Raw genomic sequence first — 21,801 nt, forward strand, 5'->3', positions numbered from 1 at the left:
CAAATACTACACATTAAACCTCTTTCTTCCATTCATCCGGCACGTAACCGAATCTATGTAAAACAGAATCATATGTGTAAGAAAGAGCGTAACGCAAAGATTTTTCAAATTTTTCACCGAAAGAGTACTGATCCGACTTGTTGACTTTTTTATCGAGCCCGGTTTTATCGATATGTGAAAGATCTATATTTAAAAAATCCTCCAACTTAGAGATCGCACCCATCTTATCTGCCATGACTTCTTCGTAGAAAAGATATAAGACATCTTCAAAAGTACTATCTAACGCATGGATCGTTTTCTCGTACAGTGATCTATTCAAAAAAATAGGCGACAAAGCACTATGTATCAACTCTCCTTCCGAAAGCTTCCCTAAGTCCCTCCCCTTATTTTGATAAAAATACTGCATAGCAGATTTTGTCCTTTCAACTGGATCACGCATGATAAAAATTATTTTACAATTTTCTGAAACACCCCAAACTTTCTCCAATTGATTTTCATCAAGCAGTGCATATTCGGGAGTAAAGTCAGCCGAATAAACCGCAGACTCGCTACTTAAAACACTAACGTACCATTCGTCATTAAGATTCCTATCTAGGAAAGAGTAAACATCATCCTTCCTTTCGCTTTCCACCTCATGCAGCGACTCACCCAAAGATTTAAAAACATCTCTCCCTGACCTATTTAGCAACTGCTTATTAATTGATGAAACATAGTCAAAGTAATGCACTTCTTTATACTTAAAAAATTTAACATCTGGAGAACTCTTTAACAAAGAGTATAACCATGTAGTACCAGCCTTTTGGGCCCCAACACAAAGAATCAGGTTATCAATTTTCTTCATCATCGACCTCCTGCCAATTAGGGTGCCATAAACCAGCCTTTTTGCATTCATCTGCGTAACATGAAAGCTTTAGTTTGGCGACTTTTTTCCATTCATCTGGAAACATAATATCTTTAGTCGCGTTAGTTTTTTCATTCCGGCTTTTTTCAGGAACTGCAAACTTCGTAATACCCAAAAACTCGGCTATTTTATCAGCTTCTCTCTGTGGGTTTTCCCGAAAGTCTTCAAAGTACAATAGCATAACATTTTCTTTACCCACACCATCCACTATATTATTAAAGTTCTCAAGATAACTTGAGTTTTTATAAAACCAAGGCTTTCCTAAAGTTTCCTCAAAAAGGCCAAGACCATCATCTATGACGCTATCTTCTTTCCCAACCCATTTGTGATGGAACTTATAGTGCGACCACAAACGTTCAAGCGGATCCCGCAGTGTATAAATAACTTTAATATTATTAGATAACGTTTTAGCATGAGCCCAACCTTTTCTATCCATTTGGCAATATAGATTGGAGAAATCAGCACAATACTTCTTATCAGAATTCCCCTCGAACAATGACTCATACCAAGAGCCGTCAATTTTTTCTTTTCCGGCATACTTAGCGTACCATGAAATCTCGCCCACATGCTTGGAAATAAACTTTGGGTTCCCCCCAGAGCATTTTTCTATAACCTCTTTAAGTTTTAGAAGTCGGTTCCGATAACTCAACTGCCTCTCAATACCTGCAACATTCGCAAAGTAATGAATTTCTTTTTCCGGAGTAAAAAAGATATCAGGATGATCTTTTAGGCGCTCATAAAGCCAAGTTGTACCAGCTTTCATTGCACCAGCACTAAGGAAGAGATTCTCAATCATAGCGCAACCTCAATTTTAATATTTAAAGTCATATTCACCATTCTCTTAACCCCTAAGCACTTCGCGACTGTACATACTTGCAAGCAAGTTCGCCTGTTCACAAGACCGTGCTACTTCCTCTCGAAAAAACTCCATATCTTTAGGAAGCTTGTCAGTATTTAGCAAAACTTTTTTTAGACCCGCAACATCTGGAGGTATAATATTTCCATTCTTATTATCTTCAACATCTTCACCAATACCACCAAGATCGGAAGCGACTACCCAGCAACCGCAGGCTGCAGCTTCACGGGTAACAAGACCAAAGCTTTCTGGCCAAGTTGAAGGTGCAAATAACACATCTATTTGCCGATAAAGCTCAATTATCCGGTCCTGACTGACTCGACCGACAAAACGAACGGGGACATTTCCCCAGTAATCGCGAGCCTCATAGCCTTCTTCCTTTGAATGGTCCACAATTAGAAACTCCATATTGGTCGGCTGAACTTCCAACACGGCTTTTTTTAGCAAAAAATAGCCTTTGTGCTCAGCCATTCCTCCCACATGCCCACCCACAATATGATGTGTGTAGGAAGTATCTTTTGGAGCCCAAGGAAGATCATCAGAAATGCCGTTAGGCGTCACTTCAATCTCGGCCACACCATTCTTGCGATAAATATCGGCGAAAGCACTGGATACAGTAAGCACCTTCTCCGCATCACTCAAAAGCCCCTTGAGATACATCTTTCGCTCTAGGGAAGCCTCCTCAGTGATACCAGGCGGAAGCTGCACTAACTCGAATGGATCAGGGTGCCCTTCAGGGTAGACCTTCCCTTGATGATCAACCAAAAACTGGAAATCTGATATCCACCAGGCATCATGAGCAGTGACCAGATATGGAATCTTCGCATCTCGACAAGCTTCGACAACAGAGCCGGTCAAGCGCTGAACACAATGGAAATGAACTAGGTCGGGTTGTTCACATTCCAGAAACTCCGTAAATAAATCACCCATGCGTGGGTCACGAGGATGCCAGTCCATATGCTCTCGAAAAAGAGTCGTAGCCCGGTACACTCGTACGCCATCATAGTGGTAAACACTCAGCTGATGTGGAGTGCGACACTCACTATCACCCGTGAATATCACCAGTTCAAAATCATCACCGTACTGTTTCCGCAGCGCCTTAAAGTTATCGGCTACAACTCGGGTAGCACCACCGATAGACTGTGGTGGGAAAAAGACGTTGACTAGTGCAACTTTACGACGACGTCGTTGCAGTTGAAGATCACCACTACCACTAAGTGTAACCGAAGCCCCCTCCATCAAGTCATTGGAAATTTTTGTCAGTTGCGACATCAAAGTATGACCCAACACCTCAAGCGAATACTCTTCTTTTACTCTGCGCTGGGCATTAAGCCCTATTTCACGGCGCAAATCCGAACTTTCCACCAATTGAGTAATTGCATTTTCCCAGTCATTCGCATCAGCAGCTAAGAAAGCATCCTGACCATCGTTAATAACGTCACGATAATTTTTCGTCGCACTGACTACCGAGGGCACACCAAAACAACCTGCCTCAAACCACTTTAACTCAGACTTACAAGAATTCAAATAATCATCATGCAGAACTGCCAGATTAATATCAGCTTTTTCAAGAAGCGACCAGTAACTTTCCACACTCTTTAACGGGGGGATTATGGAAACCTGACTTTCAAATTCCTCAACAAAATCACTAGGTAGCTTGAGATACCCAACGATAATTAGCCTGAGGTTTGTATGGCGCTGGAGCAGCTTACGAATAGCCGGTAATGCTAGCTCGATAAAATCCTGGTTATGAGCTTGGGTACCACTCCCATAAAAAATATCGAGTGTTTCATTTAGCACTTTCTTCGGTTGACTAAAGGTATTGAGACTATCTAGACCGTTACGGTGCAGTAGGCACTTCTTTCCAAAAACCAGTTTGGTTAGGCGCTCGCGTAATGGCTCCGTGGAAGCAATACCAATACGACAGTTCCTAGCAGCAGAGTGGAAAAGGGCCATACCACGTGTCAGTTCACGATGCATCTCAAGTGAGACATAGCCACCATAACTAGCCAAGGCTGGAGGGTAGGCAGGGTCAAAAATCAGATCATCAATCTCGTAGATACTTAGTTTGCCAGCGGCATTAGTTTGCGCCATGGCTTTGAGGACTTTCGGTACAGCAGGAACACGATAGAAAATAACTACATCGTGCGTGGCCACTACATCAGCGTGTCGTTCCAGCTGCATCCAGTCAATGGCAGAAACTTTTCGCCCCAACGCTTGCAGTTGTTCGATCTTCTGGTTTATGCGGTAGCGCTCACACTGTTTCACGTGGAAGTCGCCAATGATAAGTATACGATCAAAGTTTAAGCTAGGTAACAGGGCCGGAGACTCACTACACCCTGCGGCATGGAGGTAAGCCCGATAGAGATTATCTGCGAAAGCATTACTAGCTTCTATCAGTTGCTCACGATCCCCTTGGTCAATATAACTCATCAAGGCCGGATAAACTTCATTCCATGCATTCTCAGAAAGCTCATCCAGCTTATCAAGTTGAAAGGTGAAGTTTGGATATACATTCATCCCCTCTGCCAAAGAGGACAAAGCCTTCTCATACTGTTGCAAACTTGCTAGACAAATAGCTCGATTTATGAAAAGCCATTTAGGTGGGCCTTGCAAAGCACGTGCAGCATTATAGTAGCCCAGCGCAATGCGGTAATGACCACCCTCCATATAAATGTTTCCAAGCAATTCAAGCGCGCTAGACGAAGGGTAAAAACTGCAAGCCCCTTTTAGAAGAACTACTGACTTTTCCGAAGCTCCCCCCTGCAAATAATACCTCGCCATGGTAAGGTAGTGCTGAGCATTCTTTTTATCATCCTCAAAGAACGCTACTGGTAGTTCTGACTCACCATTGAATACTGCAAGCAAATCCTCTAGCTTCAGATAAATACCGCGACTTAAATTAATTTTAAAAACATCTAGAAATAAAACTTTAGGCGGAAAAAAATACCCAGGAAGCTTATTGCTAATCAGCCATTCAGAAAGATTCGACAACCGCCCTTCTGATTTTCCGTAATCTTTGAAATGCAGATAAATATTATACCCAGAACTCCACGAAGTAGACTTCAAATCTTCATAAAACCTTAAATAAAACCCCTCATCAAAACCAGCCTCAAAGATTTCTTTTTCCAGCCCTTCCAAGGAACCTAAATTTCGATTTTTATTATAACCTGAGACACTCCCAACTCTGCCTCCCTCAGATTCTTTTCCGAAAATCATACCTCTTAAATAATCTGATGAATATGGCAGGAAAAGCAACCTATCTATTTTTTCTCCCCAAAAGAGATACGAGCACTCTTGTAACTCTGAACAAAACCGCCCCTCTTGAAAGCCAAAGGTTACCCAATGATGTTTAGCCTCCTCTTCTGATAGCAAGAGGATGTCATCATACCGGTTTTTATAATATTTAACATCTAATTTTTCGGAGCGGCTTTCCATTTCATCTACACCCTATCAATCCTATTGAAACATTGGCGTCAACGATTTTTTTGCCAATTCCCATGTACTGCCGAGACGTTAGTCCCGATGGTCACGGATAATCAGCACCAGCATGCTGAGAATGAAGGCCAGGAAGATGGTGACCAGGGCGAAGACCGTGGTGTTGTAGAGACGGTCAGGCTTGGTCGGGTATTCCGGCATCAGCGGGCTCTGCAGAACGCTGACCTGCTTGAGCTTGCGAGCCGCTTCCAGGCGGGTGTTCTCCAGGGCCGAGAGCGCACTGGAGTAGGTTTCCTGGGCAAATTGAGCCTGGAGCTCGAGGGTCTTGTACTCGGAAGACACCCGGTTGAGCGATTCCCCGGTGGCCTGGGCCAGCCGGTCACGCTGCTTCTGGATCTGCTCGCGCATGGCATCGATTTCGCTCTGTACGCGCTGCATATCGGCTGAGCGGTTGCTCTGGTAGCTGGAAATGGCCTTGCGCTGGGCCTGAAGCTGCGCCAGGTTGCCTTCGAGCATGGCCACAACCTGGTTGATGCTTTCCACCGTCTGCGTGGGCGACACCAGACCTTCGCGGTTCTGGAATTCCAGGAGGTCGGTACGTGCCTCTTTCAGCCGTTCGTTGAGGCGGTCGAGTTGCGTCTCCAGGAAACGCATCTGCTCCTCGGCAAGCCGCTGGCCCATGTCGTTCATGTGACGCTCGCCGGCATCGAGCAACAACTGCACCATTTGATGGGCAAACTCCGGCGTATAGGCCTGCACTTCGATATTCAGCACACCGGAATATTCGTCCATCTCCACGCTGACGCGCTTCTGATAGTACTCGTGAAGCGATTCAATGGGGGCATCGGCATCACGCAGTCGGGCGAAAACATCACCGTGCTCGCTGTAATGGAAGCGGAAATCGAGCTGCTCCTGGATTTGCTTGAGCATATCCACCGAGAGCAGGTACTCACGCAGCAGCAGCAGGTCCGTATCGCTGGAGGTACCGGTGAGGATCGAGGAGAAGCTGATTTCCGGCTGGGCCAGTTGGGGGCTTTCCAGTACCACGGTGGCACGCGAGACATAGCGGTCCTCGGCCCAGAGCGCCCAATAGAAGGCAACCAGCAAGATAGCCACACAGGCAAGCACCCATTGTGGCTGTTTCTTCAATACGCTTTTGATCTGATCTTTTGAGGCCATACGGTTAGCAACAAACCTGGTAACGTGAAGACTTCTGTACTCTTGAAGACCGCTTCGTAACATTCAATGGAATGCCTGAGGCCGCTTCATTGACAGACGGTGAGAGTACGCTTGGCGCTGCAACAGCTTTTGAATCAATAACCAGGAACCATCGGCGCCCTGCTATTCGGCGCTCTTGTCCTGGTTGTTCTGGCGCTGTTTCTGGAATGCCTTGAGTCGCGCCTGCGCATCCTGGAGATTCTGCTGGGTGGTTCGAAAGGCGTCGCCATAGTGCTTTCGCTGACGAGGAGGCAGGTCCTCCTCCCTGGCTTCTTCGAACTTCGCCTTGGCACTCTGCAGCTCCTGGCGCCGTTTCTGCAGCTGCTGACGCGCCTGCGCGAGTGTCGACGGCTCGGCGAGTCGCTTGGGCCGTACCGGCGGGCCGAGCGGATGGTCTTCGCTATTGCCATCCGTTTCGGCGTGGTACGCCTCGATGGCGTCTTCCACGTCGTCATACCAGGTGGCTTCGCCGTCACGGAGGTACACCCCGGCCTGGCAAAGGTCCTTGAGGATGCCTTCGCCGTGGGAGACCATGATCAAGCTGGCCTGGCCGACCTTATCCTTGAAGGCCTTGGTCGCCTTGGCCTTGAAGGCTCGATCACCGACGGAGGTCGCCTCGTCGGAGAGATAGACATCGAAGTCGAAGGCCAGGGAGAGCCCGAAGTTGAGCCTTGAGCGCATGCCGGAGGAATAGGTCTTGATGGGCTCATCGAAGGCATCACCGATTTCGGCAAAGGATTGCACCCGGTCGATGATTTCCTGTTCCTTGTTACGCCCGCCATGAACGCGCGCCACGAACTTGACGTTCTGGCGGCCCGTCATCGAGCCCTGAAAGCCGCCGGCCAGGCCGATTGGCCAGGAAACGCGACAATTGCGCTCGATGCTGCCCCGCTCGGGGTGATCCATGCCGGCAATCAAGCGCAATAACGTCGATTTCCCCGCCCCGTTACGCCCCACCAGGCCGACACTCACCCCTTGCGGGAACGAGAGGTTGATGTCCTTGAGCACCCAGGGGCTGCCATGGTGATTATGGTAGCGCTTGTAAAGATTACGAATTTCGATCATGAATTGCCTGTGGGATCTGGCGCCTGGTTATCTGGCCTTCAGCCGGTCCTTGAAACGCATATGCATCAGCAAACCCAGCGCCAGCGTGCTCAAGGTCCAGGCCCAATAATAGGTGGCACTGGTGCCATGAATCACCTGGTAACCTTCAAAGAAACTGGCTCGCAAGAGCTCCAGGCCATGCACGATGGGGTTGAGCATCACATACTCGAGCAGCCAGTGCGGCAGGCTGTTCAGGGGAAAGATCACGCCGGAGAGAATCAGCAATGGCATGTTGATCATCCGAACGACCTTGGCGATTTCCGGCACCAGGCTGCCGGCCACCGAGACGATCAGGCCTAGCCCGAGGCCCAGGCACCAGAGGGCGAACCAGTCCCACATGGCATATAGCGCATTGTCGGGAGTGAGATCCATCCCCAGCATCAGGGCGCCGGCGATGAACAGCAGGAAGATCAGGGTACGCAGCATCACTTCGAGGAAGTTGCGCACCAGCACCGAGTCCACCGGCTGTACCTGGCGGTAGGCAAACAGCGCCTGATTGGCTTCGATCGATCCCAGGGCACGCATCATGCCTTCACGGATCAGGAAAAAGCCCATCAAGCCGACGATCATCCAGGGGATGAACTCGGCCCCCACGATCAGGCGATCGCCGCGGATGAACCCCCGGATGCCCACCATGATCAGGGTGAAGGCCATGGGCTCGGCAATCATCCAGAACCAGCCCATGCGGTCGGTCATGGTGCGCGAGATGGCCTCGCGCATGAACATGGCGTACCAGACGCTACGCGTGACCTCCCATGCCGAACGTTCGGTGCCATGGGCGCCGCGTGAGAATATTTGGAACATGGCTTAATCCATCGGTCGGAAAGCGGTCAAGCGGCGTGAGCGCCGCTTGACCATTCGTGCTTCGTTGCCGATAGAGAACATCACAGGTCGAGTGCCACCTTGGTGGCCACGGCAACCTGATAGAGGATCTGCGTGATCGACTTGGCAAGCTCGAGGTTGCTGGTCGGTGCCCTCGGCAGCACGATGATCTCGTCGCCGGCACGTAGCTTCGCATCGTCGGCCGGGATGACCGCCCCATTGCGATGCGCCACCAGGATGCCATCGTCGTTGGCGCGTGGCGTGAAGCCACCGGCCTGGTCGATGTAATCCTCGACGGACATCCCCGGGGTGTAGACCACGGCCTGGGGCATGGTGACCTCGCCACTGAGCAGGATGGCATCGTTGGTCTCGGGAATCTTGACGACGTCACCATCCTGCAGGCGCACATCGGCGATCCCGCTGTTCCCGCGAGCCACGACCAGTTGCCCGGAAGGCTCGACCTGCGAGGCCTTCTGCACGAAACGCTCGATCAGCTCGGCCTGTTGTACCTGGATCTTGCCCTCTTCGGCGGTACGCGCCGGATAACCCAGGTAGGTCGTCTGCAGACGCTGTAGGCTCTTTTCGAGCGCATCTTCCTGCTGTGTAGCGACGCTTTCACGCAGAATCGAAATGTCCCGAACACTGGTCATGTCCTTGGGTACGTCGATCGCGTCGAGGAACTCGCCAAGCCGTGCGTTTCGCGGCAAGGCGTAACGGGAAGGGCCGTAAAAACTGCCTTCGAGCTCTACGATGATTGTCTCTTCGCGCTGGTCGGAACTGAACAACACCTCATCGCCGCTGCGCACGGATTGGCTGCCGAAATCGTTGAGTGCGATGTACTCGGCAAAGGGACCGTCGGCACGGTCGCCCCGCAGCAACACATGCGAGACCCCACTCTGCAGGCGCGCCAGGCGAGTGACTTCCGATCCCGTCAGTTGTTCGCCCTGCAGCTCGTAGCGGTATTCACGGTGTACGTCACCCGTCACGGCGATCGCCGGACCACGCTCTTCGACCACGATGGTGTCGCCGTCCTTGAATTGCGGGCGCTCGATGTCGCCTTCGAGCAGGAAATCGTACAAGTCGACGTTGGCGACTACGCGACCATCACGCTCTACACGAATCTGGCGGTAGCTGCCGAGCGACTTGTCGATGCCCCCTGCCTGATCGAGGAAGTAGAGCACCGAATCCGACGGAGTGCCGGCATAGCGGCCCGGGTTCTCGACATAGCCGGTGACGAACACGCCCACCGGCTGGACACCTTGCAGGTTGGTATAGACCTCGACGTCCTGGGGATAGACGTTCTTGATGGCCTGCCTGACCTGCGCATCCAGTTGCTGGCTGCTCATGCCCTGTACCGGCACCGGACCGATCGAGGGAATGTAAATGTTGCCCTGGGCATCCACCGGCACCGTCTGATCGAGTTCCACGGCCCCCCAGGCGCGTAGCGTGACCTGATCACCAGGCTTGATCTGGTAATCGGCATTGAGGCCATCGGCCATGGTGCCACGGAAGCCGCCCTCGAAGAGGTTGGCCCCGAACGGAGACAACTCTTCCATTTCGGTCTTGGGCGGATTGGCTTTCAGCCCATAATCCGGGTTGGGCACCGGGCCATAGTTGGCACTGTCCCAGTTGGCGCGGGGCGTCGCATCCACGTTGCTGCTTTGCCCTCCGCCCCGGGAAGCAGATGACTGCCCCTGGCTCTGTTGCTGTTGTGGCTGGACGTTCGCGCTTGACTGCAAGAAGCTTTGAGCACTGGCCAGGCCGGGCAGCAGCAGCAAGCCCGCGACCAGCGCCGCACTCAATGTCGAGGTATCGCGGTTGATCACTGGCTCGCCCCCCCTGCCTGAATTTGTGTCACCAGCCGCTGCGAGACCCAACTGCCATCGGCCGTCTCGCAGGCCACGGCGGAACGCATGCCACTACGCTGCAGGCTCATGATCTGCAGGTGCCGGCAAGTACGGCCGCTCGCCGCGTAATAGGGCGCATCGGCCATGACTTCGACGTTGCCGCCCCAGGGGCTCTGCTGCAGCACCACGGTCGAACCAGGAGCAGACTGACTGAGGAAGCCGTTGAGGTTGGCCCCCAGCGGCGTGCCCTGCGACCCGACAATGACCGAGCCGGACGCATGCTGGCCCTGCTGGGCAGCACAGCCTGTCAGGCCAATCGCCAGCGCCAGCAGCAGTACGCTGGCACCGCCTCTGGCCCTGCCGTTTCGTTGTTGATGTTCCATGATGGTTTCCTTGCGCTTTCAGCATGACACCGCCCGCCCGAGTGGCGCTTCATCGAAGCGCCACTCCAGGCCCCGGTTTGCAAGGCTCTGCTCGAAGGGCCGCTCTAGAAGGCCGTTCTCGAACAACCTTGCAACAAGGTTTTACAAGGCCTTGAGCAAGTGGGTGATGATGTCCTGCTGACTCATGGTTTCGGTGTTGACCGTCACCTCGGGGTTCTTCGGCACTTCGTAGGGGCTGTTGATCCCGGTGAAGTCCTTGAGGCGCCCTTCGCGAGCCTTGTGATAGAGGCCTTTCGGGTCGCGCTGCTCGCACACATCCAGCGGTGTATCGACGTGGACTTCGATGAAGTCGCCCTCGTCGAACAGCTCGCGGGCCGCATCACGATTGGAGCGGAACGGCGAGATGAAGGCGGTGATGACGATCACCCCGGCCTCGGCGAACAGGCGAGCCACTTCACCGACCCGGCGAATGTTCTCGGCACGATCCTCCTCGCCCATGTCCAGATCCTTGCACAGGCCATGGCGGATGTTGTCGCCGTCGAGCAGCATGGTGTGGTAACCGCGGCGGTTGAGCTCGACTTCCAGGGCATTGGCCAGGGTCGACTTGCCGGAACCGGAGTAGCCGGTCAGCCAGACGCACTTGCCTTCGTGGCCGTTGAGCTGCTCGCGCATGGCCTGGGTGACGCTGGTGCGGTTCCACACCACGTTGGCCTTGCTGTCGTTGTCGCGGAACTCGTAGGGCAGCTCGCTTTCCAGCGGCTGGTGGATCATGCCGACGCCCACGGTGATATTGGTGAGGCGGTCGATGATGATGAAATTGCCGGTGCCCGGGCTAGTGCGGTAGTCGTCCACCGGCACCGGTGCGGTCAGCTCCACCTGGCAGCGCGCGATGGCGTTGAGGTCGAGGTGATCGGCGTGGCGCTGCTCGAGAGTGTTGACGTCGACCTGGTAGTCGATGGCCTTGACCTTGCCGGCCATGTCGCGGGTGGCGAGCTTGAGGTCGTACAGCTTGCCGGGCTCCAGGGCCTTTTCGTGCATCCAGACGATGTCCGCCTCGAAGCTGGTGGCCAGCGGCACCTGGGCATCCTCGGCGACGATCCAGTCACCCCGGGAGATATCGATCTCGTCTTCCAGGGTCACGGTGACGGCATATCCCGGATAGGCGACGTCGAGATCGCCGTCCCAGGTGACGATGCGCTCGACCTTGGAGGTCTTGCCGGAAGGCAGGGCCCGCACGGCCTGGCCGGGCTGCAGGACGCCGGCGGCCAGCGTGCCGCAGTAACCGCGGAAATCCAGGTTCGGGCGATTGACGTACTGCACCGGCAGGCGAAGGTCGCGCAGGTTCTGGTCGTGACGGATCTCGACGGTCTCGAGCAGCTCGAGCATCGCCGGGCCGTCGTACCAGCTCATGGCCTCGCTCTTGTTGACCACGTTGTCGCCCTTCAGCGCCGACATCGGCACGAAGCGGATATCCGGAGCATTGAGCTTGTTGGCGATGTCCTGGTATTCCTCGACGATCTCGTTGTAGCGCGCCTCGGAGTAGTCGACCAGATCCATCTTGTTGATCGCCACCACCAGGTGCTGGATACCCAGCAGATCGGCGATGAAGCTGTGCCGGCGCGTCTGAGTCTGCACGCCATGGCGCGCATCGACCAGGATCACCGCCAGGCTCGCCGTGGACGCCCCGGTCGCCATGTTGCGGGTGTACTGCTCGTGCCCCGGCGTATCGGCGATGATGAACTTGCGCTTGTCGGTCGAGAAGAAGCGATACGCCACATCGATGGTGATGCCCTGCTCCCGCTCGGACTGCAGACCATCCACCAGCAACGCCAGATCCACCTCATCCCCGGTGGTCCCGCTGGTCTTCGACGCCTGCGTGATCGCCGCCAACTGATCCTCGTAGATCATCTTGGAATCGTGCAGCAACCGACCGATCAACGTCGACTTACCGTCATCGACGCTACCGCAGGTGATAAAACGGAGCAGATCCTTGTTCTCATGCTCCTTCAAATACGCTTCGATGTCGTCTGAGATCAAACTTGATTGATGGGACATAGCTAACATCCTAGCTGTAAGCTGTAAGCCGTAAGCTGTAAGTCACCCCCACAACCCCGGCTTCCAGCTATCGATTCATTCGTTATCCAGAGTACTCAGCAACCCATGGAGCATTGAGGAAATTTCACGGGTCTCTTGTATCCACTGCCGTCCTTGCTGCTCGCCGATGTAGCCAATATCCATGCCAATATAAACCTGAGTTCGTAGCTCCGAACACGAACCTCTGGCGACTACCAGAAAATGGCTCTTGTCCTTTTTGGTACGTCTAGACATTCCTTCGGCGATATTGCTGGGAATTGAAAGCCCTGAGCGGGTGATTTGGTCACGAAAACCAAAATCTCGAAGGCCATAAAGTGACTTATATAGCTCTGCAGACAAACGGGCAGAGCGCTTCCATACTTCCAGCCGCTCAAAATTCATGGGTTCCCTCCCAGCATCAAGCTTGCTGTTTTTCTTACAGCTTAAAGCTTACAGCTTACGGCTTTCTGAGGCGCTTCGCGCCTCAGAAGTACCCTTCCCTCTTTTTCTTCTCCATCGAGCCGGCTTGGTCGTGGTCGATGGCGCGGCCGCTGCGTTCCGAGGTTTTGGTCAGGAGCATTTCCTGGATGATTTCGGGCAGGGTCGTGGCTTTGGATTCCACGGCGCCGGTGAGGGGGTAGCAGCCGAGGGTACGGAAGCGGACCCATTTTTCCTCGGGGACTTCGCCTTCTTCGAGCGGCAAGCGGTCGTCGTCGACCATGATGTCGATGCCGTCGCGGTGGACGACCGGACGCAGGGCGGAGTAGTACAGCGGGACGATGGGGATGGATTCGAGGTAGATGTACTGCCAGATATCCAGCTCGGTCCAGTTGGAAAGCGGGAAGACGCGGATGGACTCGCCCTTGTTGACCTTGGAGTTGTAGACGTTCCACAGCTCCGGACGCTGGCTCTTGGGGTCCCAGCGATGGTGCTTGTCGCGGAAGGAGAAGACGCGCTCCTTGGCGCGGCTGGCTTCTTCGTCGCGGCGCGCACCGCCGAAGGCGGCGTCGAACTGGTACTTGTCCAGCGCCATCTTGAGCGATTGGGTCTTCATCACGTCAGTGTACTTGGAACTGCCGTGATCGAAGGGGTTGATGTTGGCTTCCACCCCTTCCTGGTTGATGTGCTCGATCAGCTCCATGCCGGCCTCCTCGGCCATCTGGTCACGGAACTTGATCATTTCCTTGAACTTCCAGGTGGTGTTGACGTGCATCAACGGGAACGGCGGCGTCCCGGGGTAAAAGGCCTTGCGGGCCAGATGCAGCATCACCGAGGAGTCCTTGCCGATGGAGTACAGCATCACCGGGTTACGGAACTCCGCAGCCACCTCGCGAATGATGTGAATCGACTCCGCCTCGAGCTGTTTGAGGTGAGTCTGACGTTCGGGGGTTATTTCCATATCGGTCGGTCCGTTGGGTCGGGAATTGGCATAAGGTCCAGAGAGAAGAACGCACCTACGCGCTCCCGGGGGAACGCGGCTACGCCGCTTGAAGAAATAAGAACGGCGCTGAGCGCCTTTAAGAGTGAAGCAAACCCGAAAACCAGAACAACGTGGTCTTGAACTTCGGGGTGGTGTGGGTTGTTCTTATTTCTTGCCTCTTCTCTCTTATCTCTTGAAACTCGCGCGCAGCGCGGTTTCCCAGCGTTCGTCACGTTGTCCGCTGACGATGAACCATGGGTTGAGCACGGAATCCTGCTGGTTGCAGCGCAGGGGTTCGAGGGTTTCGGCGTTGAGGACTTCGCCGCCGGCGGCGATGACGACGGCCTGGGCGGCGGCGGTGTCCCATTCGCTGGTGGGGGCGAGACGGGGGTAGAGGTCCGCCTGCCCTTCGGCGACCAAGCACAGCTTGAGCGAGCTGCCCATGGAGACTCGCTCGTGTTCCGGCAGGCCGGCACAGAAGGCTTCGAATGCTTCAGCACCGTGGGAGCGGCTGCCGACGACTTTCCAGGGTTCGTTACCCGCTTCGGGCAGGGCGCGCACTTCGATACGGTGGGACGTGCCCTTCTCCATCTTCCAGGCGCCCTGGCCGACCTGTCCAAACCAGGTGGTGTCGAGTACCGGGGCGTGAACGATGCCGAACACCGGGTCACCGTTTTCCACCAGGGCCACGTTGAGCGTGAACTCACCGTTCTTCTTGATGAATTCCTTGGTGCCGTCGAGCGGATCGATCAGCCAGTAACGCTCCCAGGTACGGCGCGTCTCATAGGGGATGTCGCCAGATTCCTCGGACAACACCGGCACCTCCGGCGTGACGGCCTCGAGCAAGGCAACCAGGGCGTGATGAGATGCCATATCCGCCTCGGTCAGAGGACTGTCGTCCTCCTTCGTCTCCACCTGGAAGGTGCGGTTGTAGATCTCCAGCACCTCGCGCCCCGCCGCCTCGACACCGGCAAGCAAGCGATCGCGAATATCGTCCGTTACGAAATGGGTCAAAAGAGTCTCCTTGTTTATTAGCTGTAAGCTTTAAGCTGTAAGAAACGTCAACCCCAAAACCTGTCGGGGTTGGTTTTGACCTTGGGTTGCTTACAGCTTACGGCTTAAAGCTTACAGCTGAGAAATCGGTTTAAAGCTTACGGCTTAGGGGGCTTAGAGGCTTCCGGGCCGTGCGTACATCACTTGCCCATGGCGTTGGATATGCGCTTTCAGTTCGTCGTTATCGATATGCTGGTAGATCGATAGGTCGATCTGGTACGGCAAGAGCAAGTCATCGAGTTCGGTGGTGAGCTGGTTGAACATCTGCCAGTCAATTTCACCGATGATAGTCAGGTCGATGTCAGAGCCGGGTCGGTAATTTCCTTTGGCTCGGGAACCATACAGCAGCACCTGGTCTATTTTTGGGTAGCGCTCAAATACGCCACACAACCTGGCGATGTCATCTTCTGAAAGCCCGAACCGAGTTGCCATTATACCTCACCCCCCGGCGGGCGACTTTCATTGGCTTCCAGCTCGTCGAAAGTGTTGTTGAGTTCTTCAAAAAGCACGCCATAACGATTCTTCAGGTGCTCGAGAATCTCATTGGCAGTGGCCTCGTTATAGGTATGCACGGTCCGGTTTCTATCCTGCAGCATCGCCATCCAGGCATGACCGTCACTGATCAGCTCCAGTTTGAAAGCTTCGCGAATCGTATCGCGCGACCCAGAGATCATTTGTGTACCCTGCCAGGTCAGGTAGTCGCGCAGCAGGTTCCAGGCCAGCTCATAGGTGAACTCGAACGCCTGTATCGTGCCTTGCTTCTCGAGGCCGCTGAGGCTGCGCTGCTCCATCAACGCCAACGCACCCGCCAGCTGAGCATACGCCCTCTTGAAGTTGGCAAACCGCTGCTGCCAGCGGATATCAGAACCGGTCACGTTCTTTCTCCTTAGCCCTCAGATGCGAGCCTCGACCCCCAGCTGCGAGCGTCGAGAAGCGAGCTGCGAAAACCTAGCTCCAGTGGCACTCTTCAGGTTTTGGGGTTGCTCGTAGCTCGTAGCTCGTAGCTCGTAGCTCGTAGCTCGTTACTAAAATGCCCACACCAACGGTATCAACCCTACTGCGGTGCTGCCGACGAGCAGGCTGAGGGGTGCGCCGAGGCGCAGGTAGTCGAGCAGTCGGTAGCCGCCGGGGCCGTAGACCATGAGGTTGGTCTGGTAGCCCAGCGGGGTCATGAAACTGGCCGAGGCGGCGAACATGATGGCGATGGCGAATGGCATGTAGCTGACGCCGAGCTGGTCGGCCACCGACATGGCGATGGGGAACATCAGCACCGCCGCGGCGTTGTTGGTGATGATCTCGGTGAACAGCGTCGTCAGCAGGTAGACGACGGCCAGGGCCAGCCAGGGCGACATGCTGTCGCTGACCACCGCGCCGGCGATGATCTGGGCGGCGCCGGAGCTGGTCATGGCGGCGCCGAGCGCGAAGGAGGCGGCGATCACGGTCAGCACGGAAATGTCGATGTAGCGACGTGCCTTGCTGACGGTGATGCAGCCGGTCATCAGCATGCCGCCGCCAGCGAGCAGTGCAGCCTCGAAGATCGACAACAGGCCGACACCGGCGGCCAGCACCATGGCACCGAGGACGCAGAGCGCGATCGGTGCCTTGTGGAAGCTGGGCGGCGTGGAGTCGTTGAGTGCGCTGACCAGCAGGAAGTCCCGGCGGTACCGGTACTGTTCGACGAAATCGTGGCCGGTTTCCATCAGCAGGGTGTCGCCGGTCTGCAGGCGAATGTCGCCGACCTTGCCGGGCAGCCGGCGCCCCTGGCGGGAGATCGACAGGATCACCGCCTGGAAGCGCGATCGCACACGGGCTTCGCGCACTGTGTGGCCCACGCCGGTGAAATCCGGGCCGATCACGGCTTCCACCAGGCAGCGGTGATGATTGGCCACGTCGAGTTTGTGGATGTCGTCGCTGCCGGGGCTGATGCCGCGCACCTGGCGTAGTTCGCGGGCGCATTCGGGCGCGCCGATGAAGACCAGGACATCGCCGCTTTCGAGCTGGGTATCGGGCGGCACGGCGGTCATCAGGCGGCCATCGCGCTCGATGTCGGTGAGATAGCCGTATTGCAGGTTACGCAGCCCGGCTTCGGCGATGGTCTTGCCGGCCAGCGGGCCACCGTCGTTGACCACGAATTCGACGCTGTACTCGCGTGCCAGGTCGAGCTGCTCGATCACCCCTTCGCGACGCGGCAGCAGGCGGTCGGCGAACAGCATCAGGAAGGTTCCGCCGACCAGCAGCATGGGCAGGCCGACCTGGGCCAGATCGAACATGCCCAGTGCCACGCCCTTCTCGCTCTGCAGGAGGCCATCGACGACCAGGTTGGTGCTGGTGCCGATCAGGGTGCAGGTGCCCCCGAGAATGGCCGTGTAGCTCAACGGCAGCAGCAGCTTGGAAGGCGGCATCTTGAGTTTGCGGGACCACTCTTGCAGCGCCGGGATGAACATGGCGACCACGGTGGTGTTGTTCATGAAGGCGCTAAGGCTGGAAGCGGGCAGCATGACCCGTAGTTGCGCCTTCTTGAGCGTATCAGGATGGCCCAGCAGGCCATTCGCCACCCATTGCACGGCGCCGGTCTCCTTGAGCCCGGCGGCGACCACGTAGAGGGCCGCGATGGTCATGACGCCGGTATTGGAAAAACCGACCAGGGCCTCGGCGGGCGCGAGCACGCCACTGACCACCAGAAATGCCATCGCCGCCATCAGGATGGCATCTGCCGCGATGCGCGTGGCCGCGAGAGCCACCAGGACGGCGATCACACTGAATGTACTGAGCCAGGCGTCCATTGCCATGGTGATAGAAGACTCCAGGTTTCTCCGAGGCACGCTACCGCCCCGGGATTGCTCCGGGCGATTTCCCTTGCCCTGTCGCGTTGAATTGTATGGCCGCTTCCTGCGGGGTCCAGTAGCTGCGCACCATAGCGCAGTTCGGCTGACATTCTATGGATTTACGGCGGTGACGGCCAGCCGGAAGACGCAGTTAACGACCCAGAGGCGGCGCGGAAGTCTCTGATCGGCACGTCATTTTTTGTAACCTGCCTAACGATGTCGGTGTTCATTGCCACCGTGGCCCGCTTCCGGGCCGGGCGCTGGCTCAACATTCTGTTTCACAGCCCCGGGGATCCGCTATCCCTGTTATTTCGCCATCCTGTATCGCCCCTTATCTCAACACATGACCCGCGCGCTTTGTATTGTCTCCATTCGCTGACAATACTGGCGATGACCCAAGGTTCATCAGATGGCGATATAACTGTCATCCACTTCGCCTAGGCTCCCGATTGCCGATAAAAACCCGAGGAGACCGATGACATGCTGACACGACGCCAGGTACTGGGCCTTGGCCTGCAGGGTGGCGTGGCGCTCGGCGCCACCATGGCCGCGCCCGCCATCGTACTTGCCGAGACGCGCCGCCCGGTGATCACTTCCGGCGTGATGAGCGGTGACATGCTGACGGATCGCGCCATGATCTGGTCGCGTGCCGACCGTCCTTCCAGAATGCTGTTGGAGATCGCCGACAATCCCGAATTCAAGGGCGCGCGCCACCTGCGTGGCCCCGAGACCATGCCTGTGCGGGACCTCACTGCCAAGCTGGACGTCACCGGGCTCGATGGCATGGACACCCTGCATTATCGGGTACGCTTCGCGGCCCTTGGCGATCATCGAGCCGTCAGCGAGCCCGTTGCCGGACAGCTACGCCTGCCCTCCACTCAAAAGCGCGATGTGCGCTTCGTCTGGTCCGGCGATACCGCTGGTCAAGGCTGGGGCATCGATGAGTCACGCGGCGGCATGACCACCTACGAGACCATGCGTCAGCAGCGTCCGGACTTTTTCCTTCATTCCGGCGACACCGTCTATGCCGATGGTCCCCTGAAGGAGAGCGTCGAGCTGGCGGATGGCAGCACCTGGCGCAACCTGGTCACGCCGGCCAAGCGCAAGGTGGCCGAGACCCTCGACGAGTATCGGGGCCAGCATGCCTACAACCTGATGGATGCCAATGTGCGGGGCCTGAACGCCGAGGTGCCAATGCTGGCCCAGTGGGATGACCACGAGACGGTGAACAACTGGTATCCCGGTGAAGTGCTGGACGACCCGCGCTACACCGAGACGAACGTTTCGCTGCTCTCGGCCCGGGCTCGCCAGGCCTTCCTCGAGTACATGCCGTTGCGGCAGCAGCCCGAGGCGCCCCAGCGGATTCATCGCCGTTTCCCCTACGGGCCGGGGCTCGAGGTGTTCATGCTCGACATGCGCAGCTTCCGCGGGCACAACGACGCCAACCGACAGGAAGATGGCGCCACCCTGCTCGGCCGCCAGCAGATCGACTGGCTGATCGACAGCCTGAAGGGCTCCACCGCGACCTGGAAGATCATCGCCTCGGACATGCCGGTGGGATTGATGGTCGCCGACGGCGACAATGCCGAGGCGGTCGCCAACGGCGAGCCCGGCCGGCCGCTGGGCCGGGAGCAGGAGATCGCCCGGTTGCTGGAGGCCATTCGCGACAACGATATCCGCAATGTGGTGTGGTTCACCGCCGACGTGCACTACACCGCCGCGCACCACTACTCGCCGGAACGCGCCGCCTTCAAGAACTTCCGGCCCTTCTGGGAATTCGTCAGCGGCCCCCTGCATGCCGGCACCTTCGGCCCCAACGACCTCGACGCCACCTTCGGCCCCAAGGTCGTCTTCCAGAAGGCACCGCCCGACGGCCAGGCCAACCTGCCGCCCTCGGCAGGCTACCAGTTCTTCGGCCAGGTCGACCTCGACGGCGAAAGCGAGACGCTGACCGTCACCCTGAAAGACACCGCCGGTAATGCGCTGTATACGCAGGAACTGGCACCGGAGCAAAACAGTTAGAAGCTGAACATAGCTGTAAGCTGTAAGCCAAGGCGAGGCGAGGAGCTGTAAGCCGTAAGCTATAAGCTGTAAGAAAGGTCAACAGCAACCCCAAAGTCTCTCTGCTATCTGCGGTGGTTTTGACCTTGGGGTTACTTACAGCTTACGGCTTATAGCTTACAGCTTCCCCCCTCTCTTCCCGCTGCGATGTCTTCGAGTATCATACCGGTTCAGTTCCTTGAATCGGCAGGACGATGGACAGCACTCCCAAACAGAATCTCGGTATCAGCGCTTATCGCGGCCTCAAGCACGACATCATTCGCGGGGTCTTCCAGCCCGGAGAGAAGTTGCTGATGAGCCGTCTCAAGCAGCATTACGATCTGGGTGTCGGCCCCTTGCGCGAGGCGTTGTCGCAGTTGGTCGCCGAGCGCCTGGTCGTGGCCATCAGCCAGCGCGGCTATCGGGTCGCGCCGATGTCTCGGGAAGAGCTCGCCGATCTCTACGATGCGCGGGCGCAGCTCGAGGGGCTGGTGCTCGAGCTGGCCATCCAGCGGGGTGACGATGCCTGGGAGGCCGACGTTCTCGCCAAGGCGCATACCCTGGCCAAGGTCATGGAGGTGAACGGCCCCGACGAGATGCTCGATATCTGGGATACCCGGCACAAGGCCTTCCATACCGCCATTGCCACCGGCTGCAACTCCCCTCACCTGCTGCAGGTTCGGGAGAACCTCTTCGATCAGGTCGAGCGCTATCGACATCTGTGGCTATGCGAGACGGTGTTCTCCGACGACGCCCTGGAGCGCAAACGCCAGGAGCACTCCGCCCTGGTCGAAGTCATCCTGGCTCGCGACACCGATACCGCCTGCCGGATGATGCGCGACCACCTGATGACCCCGGTACCGATCATCCTGGAAGTGATGGAGCGGCGGGGGTTGGCGTGAGCGGAAAGCTTGAAGAGCGCCGCTTCGCGGCTGGAAGCTGGAAGTAACCCCAAGGTCAACACCCGAAAGACAAAACGTATGGCCGAGCCGCCTTCACATCGGCGGCGACCCTTGCATCTTATGGGCGAGGCAGGCGCGTGACCATCCTGGCGTCATCATGCACTGAATGCACAGCTATTCTTGACGGCCATAGTGACCTAGGCAGCGCGCGGCTTGATGGCACGATAGCTCCCTTCCCGGCGTGCTTTCTCCAGGTCATGGGCATTCTGTAGCCGGAGCCAAAAGCCTTCGCTGGTGCCGAAGTAACGAGACAATCGCAGGTCAGTATCGGCCGTGATGGCACGGCGGCCCCGGGTCAATTCCCCGATACGCGTTGCCGGTACATCGATTGCAGTGGCCAAGGCGTTCTTGGTCAGCCCCAGCGGTTCGATGAATTCCTCGAGCAGGATCTCGCCAGGGTGGATATTGGGAAGCCACTCCTGGTTGTTAGTGTGGTCAGTCATCGTCGTACCCTCGTTGATCCCGGTGATACTTTTTCGAACACCTACCAGGTGGCCGTCAAGGTTTTGTCACAACGTCGGGGTATACTGGGCATCATCGTGCCAGGAGGACTGCCCCATGCCGCACTTTCTGCGTTTTTCCCAAGGGCTTGAAACCCGTCTGGAGCGCCTCGCCGAGCGCACCGGCCTTTCCAAGGCCGAGTTGATCGAGCGTCTGGTGAGCGAGGGTGTCGATGAGCTCGAGACCGAGCTGATGTTCGAGGATGCCCCTCGCCGGCCGCAGTCGGCGCTGTCGATCGATCAGTTGTTACGTGAGAGCGGGCTCGGCATTTAGGGAAGCACTGCATAAATGCCTGCGCATGCAAATCGCTTCGTTACGCGGTGCTCGGCGATTTATGCAGCACTAGTGTACGAAAAGT

Annotated in this window: 19 protein-coding genes; 3 read left to right on the top strand and 16 right to left on the bottom strand. The window is 56.3% G+C overall.

Features of this window, described 5'->3' with window-relative positions; translation table 11 throughout:
* Window positions 1–13: 13 nt before the first annotated feature.
* The 15 genes from RSO41_RS04585 to RSO41_RS04655 all read right to left on the bottom strand — a co-directional run bounded on the left by RSO41_RS04585 (window position 14) and on the right by RSO41_RS04655 (window position 17,904).
* Complete coding sequence (locus tag RSO41_RS04585; RefSeq protein WP_315617891.1) at window positions 14–841, bottom strand: sulfotransferase domain-containing protein; 828 nt, start codon at window positions 839–841, stop codon at window positions 14–16.
* Window positions 828–1,697 (bottom strand): sulfotransferase domain-containing protein, encoded by an 870-nt coding sequence (locus RSO41_RS04590; protein ID WP_315617892.1) that lies wholly within the window; start codon window positions 1,695–1,697, stop codon window positions 828–830. The genes RSO41_RS04585 and RSO41_RS04590 overlap by 14 nt, the downstream gene beginning before the upstream one ends.
* A gap of 45 nt (window positions 1,698–1,742) precedes the next feature.
* Window positions 1,743–5,195, bottom strand: a complete 3,453-nt coding sequence (locus RSO41_RS04595) for a glycosyltransferase (RefSeq protein WP_315617893.1) — start codon at window positions 5,193–5,195, stop codon at window positions 1,743–1,745.
* 78 nt (window positions 5,196–5,273) lie between these two features.
* Window positions 5,274–6,374 carry a chain-length determining protein gene (locus tag RSO41_RS04600; protein WP_315617894.1) on the bottom strand — a complete coding sequence of 367 codons (1,101 nt, stop codon included), beginning with the start codon at window positions 6,372–6,374 and terminating at the stop codon, window positions 5,274–5,276.
* A gap of 162 nt (window positions 6,375–6,536) precedes the next feature.
* Window positions 6,537–7,478 (bottom strand): ABC transporter ATP-binding protein, encoded by a 942-nt coding sequence (locus tag RSO41_RS04605; protein ID WP_315617895.1) that lies wholly within the window; start codon window positions 7,476–7,478, stop codon window positions 6,537–6,539.
* A gap of 27 nt (window positions 7,479–7,505) precedes the next feature.
* The gene (locus RSO41_RS04610; protein WP_315617896.1) at window positions 7,506–8,321 is read right to left on the bottom strand and encodes an ABC transporter permease; all 816 of its coding nucleotides are present in this window, start codon (window positions 8,319–8,321) and stop codon (window positions 7,506–7,508) included.
* Window positions 8,322–8,401: 80 nt separating this feature from the next.
* On the bottom strand, window positions 8,402–10,165 hold the full coding sequence (locus tag RSO41_RS04615; RefSeq protein ID WP_315617897.1) for a polysaccharide biosynthesis/export family protein: 1,764 nt from the start codon (window positions 10,163–10,165) through the stop codon (window positions 8,402–8,404).
* Complete coding sequence (locus tag RSO41_RS04620; RefSeq protein WP_315617898.1) at window positions 10,162–10,569, bottom strand: DVU3141 family protein; 408 nt, start codon at window positions 10,567–10,569, stop codon at window positions 10,162–10,164. The genes RSO41_RS04615 and RSO41_RS04620 overlap by 4 nt, the downstream gene beginning before the upstream one ends.
* 141 nt (window positions 10,570–10,710) lie before the next feature.
* Window positions 10,711–12,624 (bottom strand): sulfate adenylyltransferase subunit CysN, encoded by a 1,914-nt coding sequence (gene cysN, locus RSO41_RS04625; RefSeq protein ID WP_315617899.1) that lies wholly within the window; start codon window positions 12,622–12,624, stop codon window positions 10,711–10,713.
* A gap of 75 nt (window positions 12,625–12,699) precedes the next feature.
* Complete coding sequence (locus tag RSO41_RS04630; RefSeq protein ID WP_315617900.1) at window positions 12,700–13,044, bottom strand: four helix bundle protein; 345 nt, start codon at window positions 13,042–13,044, stop codon at window positions 12,700–12,702.
* An 82-nt stretch (window positions 13,045–13,126) separates the two neighbouring features.
* A complete protein-coding gene (gene cysD / locus RSO41_RS04635; protein WP_315617901.1) occupies window positions 13,127–14,041 on the bottom strand; it encodes a sulfate adenylyltransferase subunit CysD in 915 nt (304 codons plus the stop codon).
* Between the two features lie 207 nt (window positions 14,042–14,248).
* On the bottom strand, window positions 14,249–15,076 hold the full coding sequence (cysQ, locus tag RSO41_RS04640) for a 3'(2'),5'-bisphosphate nucleotidase CysQ (protein WP_315617902.1): 828 nt from the start codon (window positions 15,074–15,076) through the stop codon (window positions 14,249–14,251).
* A 153-nt stretch (window positions 15,077–15,229) separates the two neighbouring features.
* Window positions 15,230–15,547: a nucleotidyltransferase domain-containing protein gene (locus tag RSO41_RS04645; RefSeq protein ID WP_315617903.1), complete on the bottom strand. Its 318-nt coding sequence runs from the start codon at window positions 15,545–15,547 to the stop codon at window positions 15,230–15,232.
* Window positions 15,547–15,990 (bottom strand): nucleotidyltransferase substrate binding protein, encoded by a 444-nt coding sequence (locus tag RSO41_RS04650; RefSeq protein ID WP_315617904.1) that lies wholly within the window; start codon window positions 15,988–15,990, stop codon window positions 15,547–15,549. Before RSO41_RS04650 ends, RSO41_RS04645 begins: the two co-directional genes overlap by 1 nt.
* A gap of 150 nt (window positions 15,991–16,140) precedes the next feature.
* On the bottom strand, window positions 16,141–17,904 hold the full coding sequence (locus RSO41_RS04655; RefSeq protein ID WP_315617905.1) for an SLC13 family permease: 1,764 nt from the start codon (window positions 17,902–17,904) through the stop codon (window positions 16,141–16,143).
* Between the two features lie 516 nt (window positions 17,905–18,420).
* Between RSO41_RS04655 and RSO41_RS04660 the strand changes: the two genes are divergently transcribed.
* Complete coding sequence (locus tag RSO41_RS04660) at window positions 18,421–19,962, top strand: alkaline phosphatase D family protein (RefSeq protein WP_315617906.1); 1,542 nt, start codon at window positions 18,421–18,423, stop codon at window positions 19,960–19,962.
* Between the two features lie 233 nt (window positions 19,963–20,195).
* The gene (gene csiR, locus RSO41_RS04665; protein ID WP_315617907.1) at window positions 20,196–20,882 is read left to right on the top strand and encodes a DNA-binding transcriptional regulator CsiR; all 687 of its coding nucleotides are present in this window, start codon (window positions 20,196–20,198) and stop codon (window positions 20,880–20,882) included.
* A 197-nt stretch (window positions 20,883–21,079) separates the two neighbouring features.
* Here the strand turns inward: csiR and RSO41_RS04670 are convergent, their stop codons facing one another.
* On the bottom strand, window positions 21,080–21,385 hold the full coding sequence (locus RSO41_RS04670; RefSeq protein WP_315617908.1) for a HigA family addiction module antitoxin: 306 nt from the start codon (window positions 21,383–21,385) through the stop codon (window positions 21,080–21,082).
* Window positions 21,386–21,500: 115 nt separating this feature from the next.
* On the opposite strand from RSO41_RS04670, the gene RSO41_RS04675 reads away from it, so the two are divergent.
* Window positions 21,501–21,716 carry a ribbon-helix-helix protein, CopG family gene (locus RSO41_RS04675; protein WP_315617909.1) on the top strand — a complete coding sequence of 72 codons (216 nt, stop codon included), beginning with the start codon at window positions 21,501–21,503 and terminating at the stop codon, window positions 21,714–21,716.
* Window positions 21,717–21,801 lie beyond the last annotated feature (85 nt).

It is taken from the genome of Halomonas sp. I1, from assembly GCF_032334135.1.
Taxonomy (GTDB): domain Bacteria; phylum Pseudomonadota; class Gammaproteobacteria; order Pseudomonadales; family Halomonadaceae; genus Halomonas.

Coding starts and splice junctions, on each gene's coding strand:
- RSO41_RS04610 (WP_315617896.1), bottom strand. CDS start 8,321: ATGTTCCAAATATTCTCACGCGGCGCCCATGGCACCGAACGTTCGGCA.
- csiR (WP_315617907.1), top strand. CDS start 20,196: ATGGACAGCACTCCCAAACAGAATCTCGGTATCAGCGCTTATCGCGGC.
- RSO41_RS04620 (WP_315617898.1), bottom strand. CDS start 10,569: ATGGAACATCAACAACGAAACGGCAGGGCCAGAGGCGGTGCCAGCGTA.
- RSO41_RS04645 (WP_315617903.1), bottom strand. CDS start 15,547: ATGGCAACTCGGTTCGGGCTTTCAGAAGATGACATCGCCAGGTTGTGT.
- RSO41_RS04670 (WP_315617908.1), bottom strand. CDS start 21,385: ATGACTGACCACACTAACAACCAGGAGTGGCTTCCCAATATCCACCCT.
- RSO41_RS04585 (WP_315617891.1), bottom strand. CDS start 841: ATGAAGAAAATTGATAACCTGATTCTTTGTGTTGGGGCCCAAAAGGCT.
- RSO41_RS04630 (WP_315617900.1), bottom strand. CDS start 13,044: ATGAATTTTGAGCGGCTGGAAGTATGGAAGCGCTCTGCCCGTTTGTCT.
- RSO41_RS04605 (WP_315617895.1), bottom strand. CDS start 7,478: ATGATCGAAATTCGTAATCTTTACAAGCGCTACCATAATCACCATGGC.
- cysD (WP_315617901.1), bottom strand. CDS start 14,041: ATGGAAATAACCCCCGAACGTCAGACTCACCTCAAACAGCTCGAGGCG.
- cysN (WP_315617899.1), bottom strand. CDS start 12,624: ATGTCCCATCAATCAAGTTTGATCTCAGACGACATCGAAGCGTATTTG.
- RSO41_RS04655 (WP_315617905.1), bottom strand. CDS start 17,904: ATGGCAATGGACGCCTGGCTCAGTACATTCAGTGTGATCGCCGTCCTG.
- RSO41_RS04675 (WP_315617909.1), top strand. CDS start 21,501: ATGCCGCACTTTCTGCGTTTTTCCCAAGGGCTTGAAACCCGTCTGGAG.
- RSO41_RS04595 (WP_315617893.1), bottom strand. CDS start 5,195: ATGGAAAGCCGCTCCGAAAAATTAGATGTTAAATATTATAAAAACCGG.
- RSO41_RS04660 (WP_315617906.1), top strand. CDS start 18,421: ATGCTGACACGACGCCAGGTACTGGGCCTTGGCCTGCAGGGTGGCGTG.
- RSO41_RS04600 (WP_315617894.1), bottom strand. CDS start 6,374: ATGGCCTCAAAAGATCAGATCAAAAGCGTATTGAAGAAACAGCCACAA.
- RSO41_RS04590 (WP_315617892.1), bottom strand. CDS start 1,697: ATGATTGAGAATCTCTTCCTTAGTGCTGGTGCAATGAAAGCTGGTACA.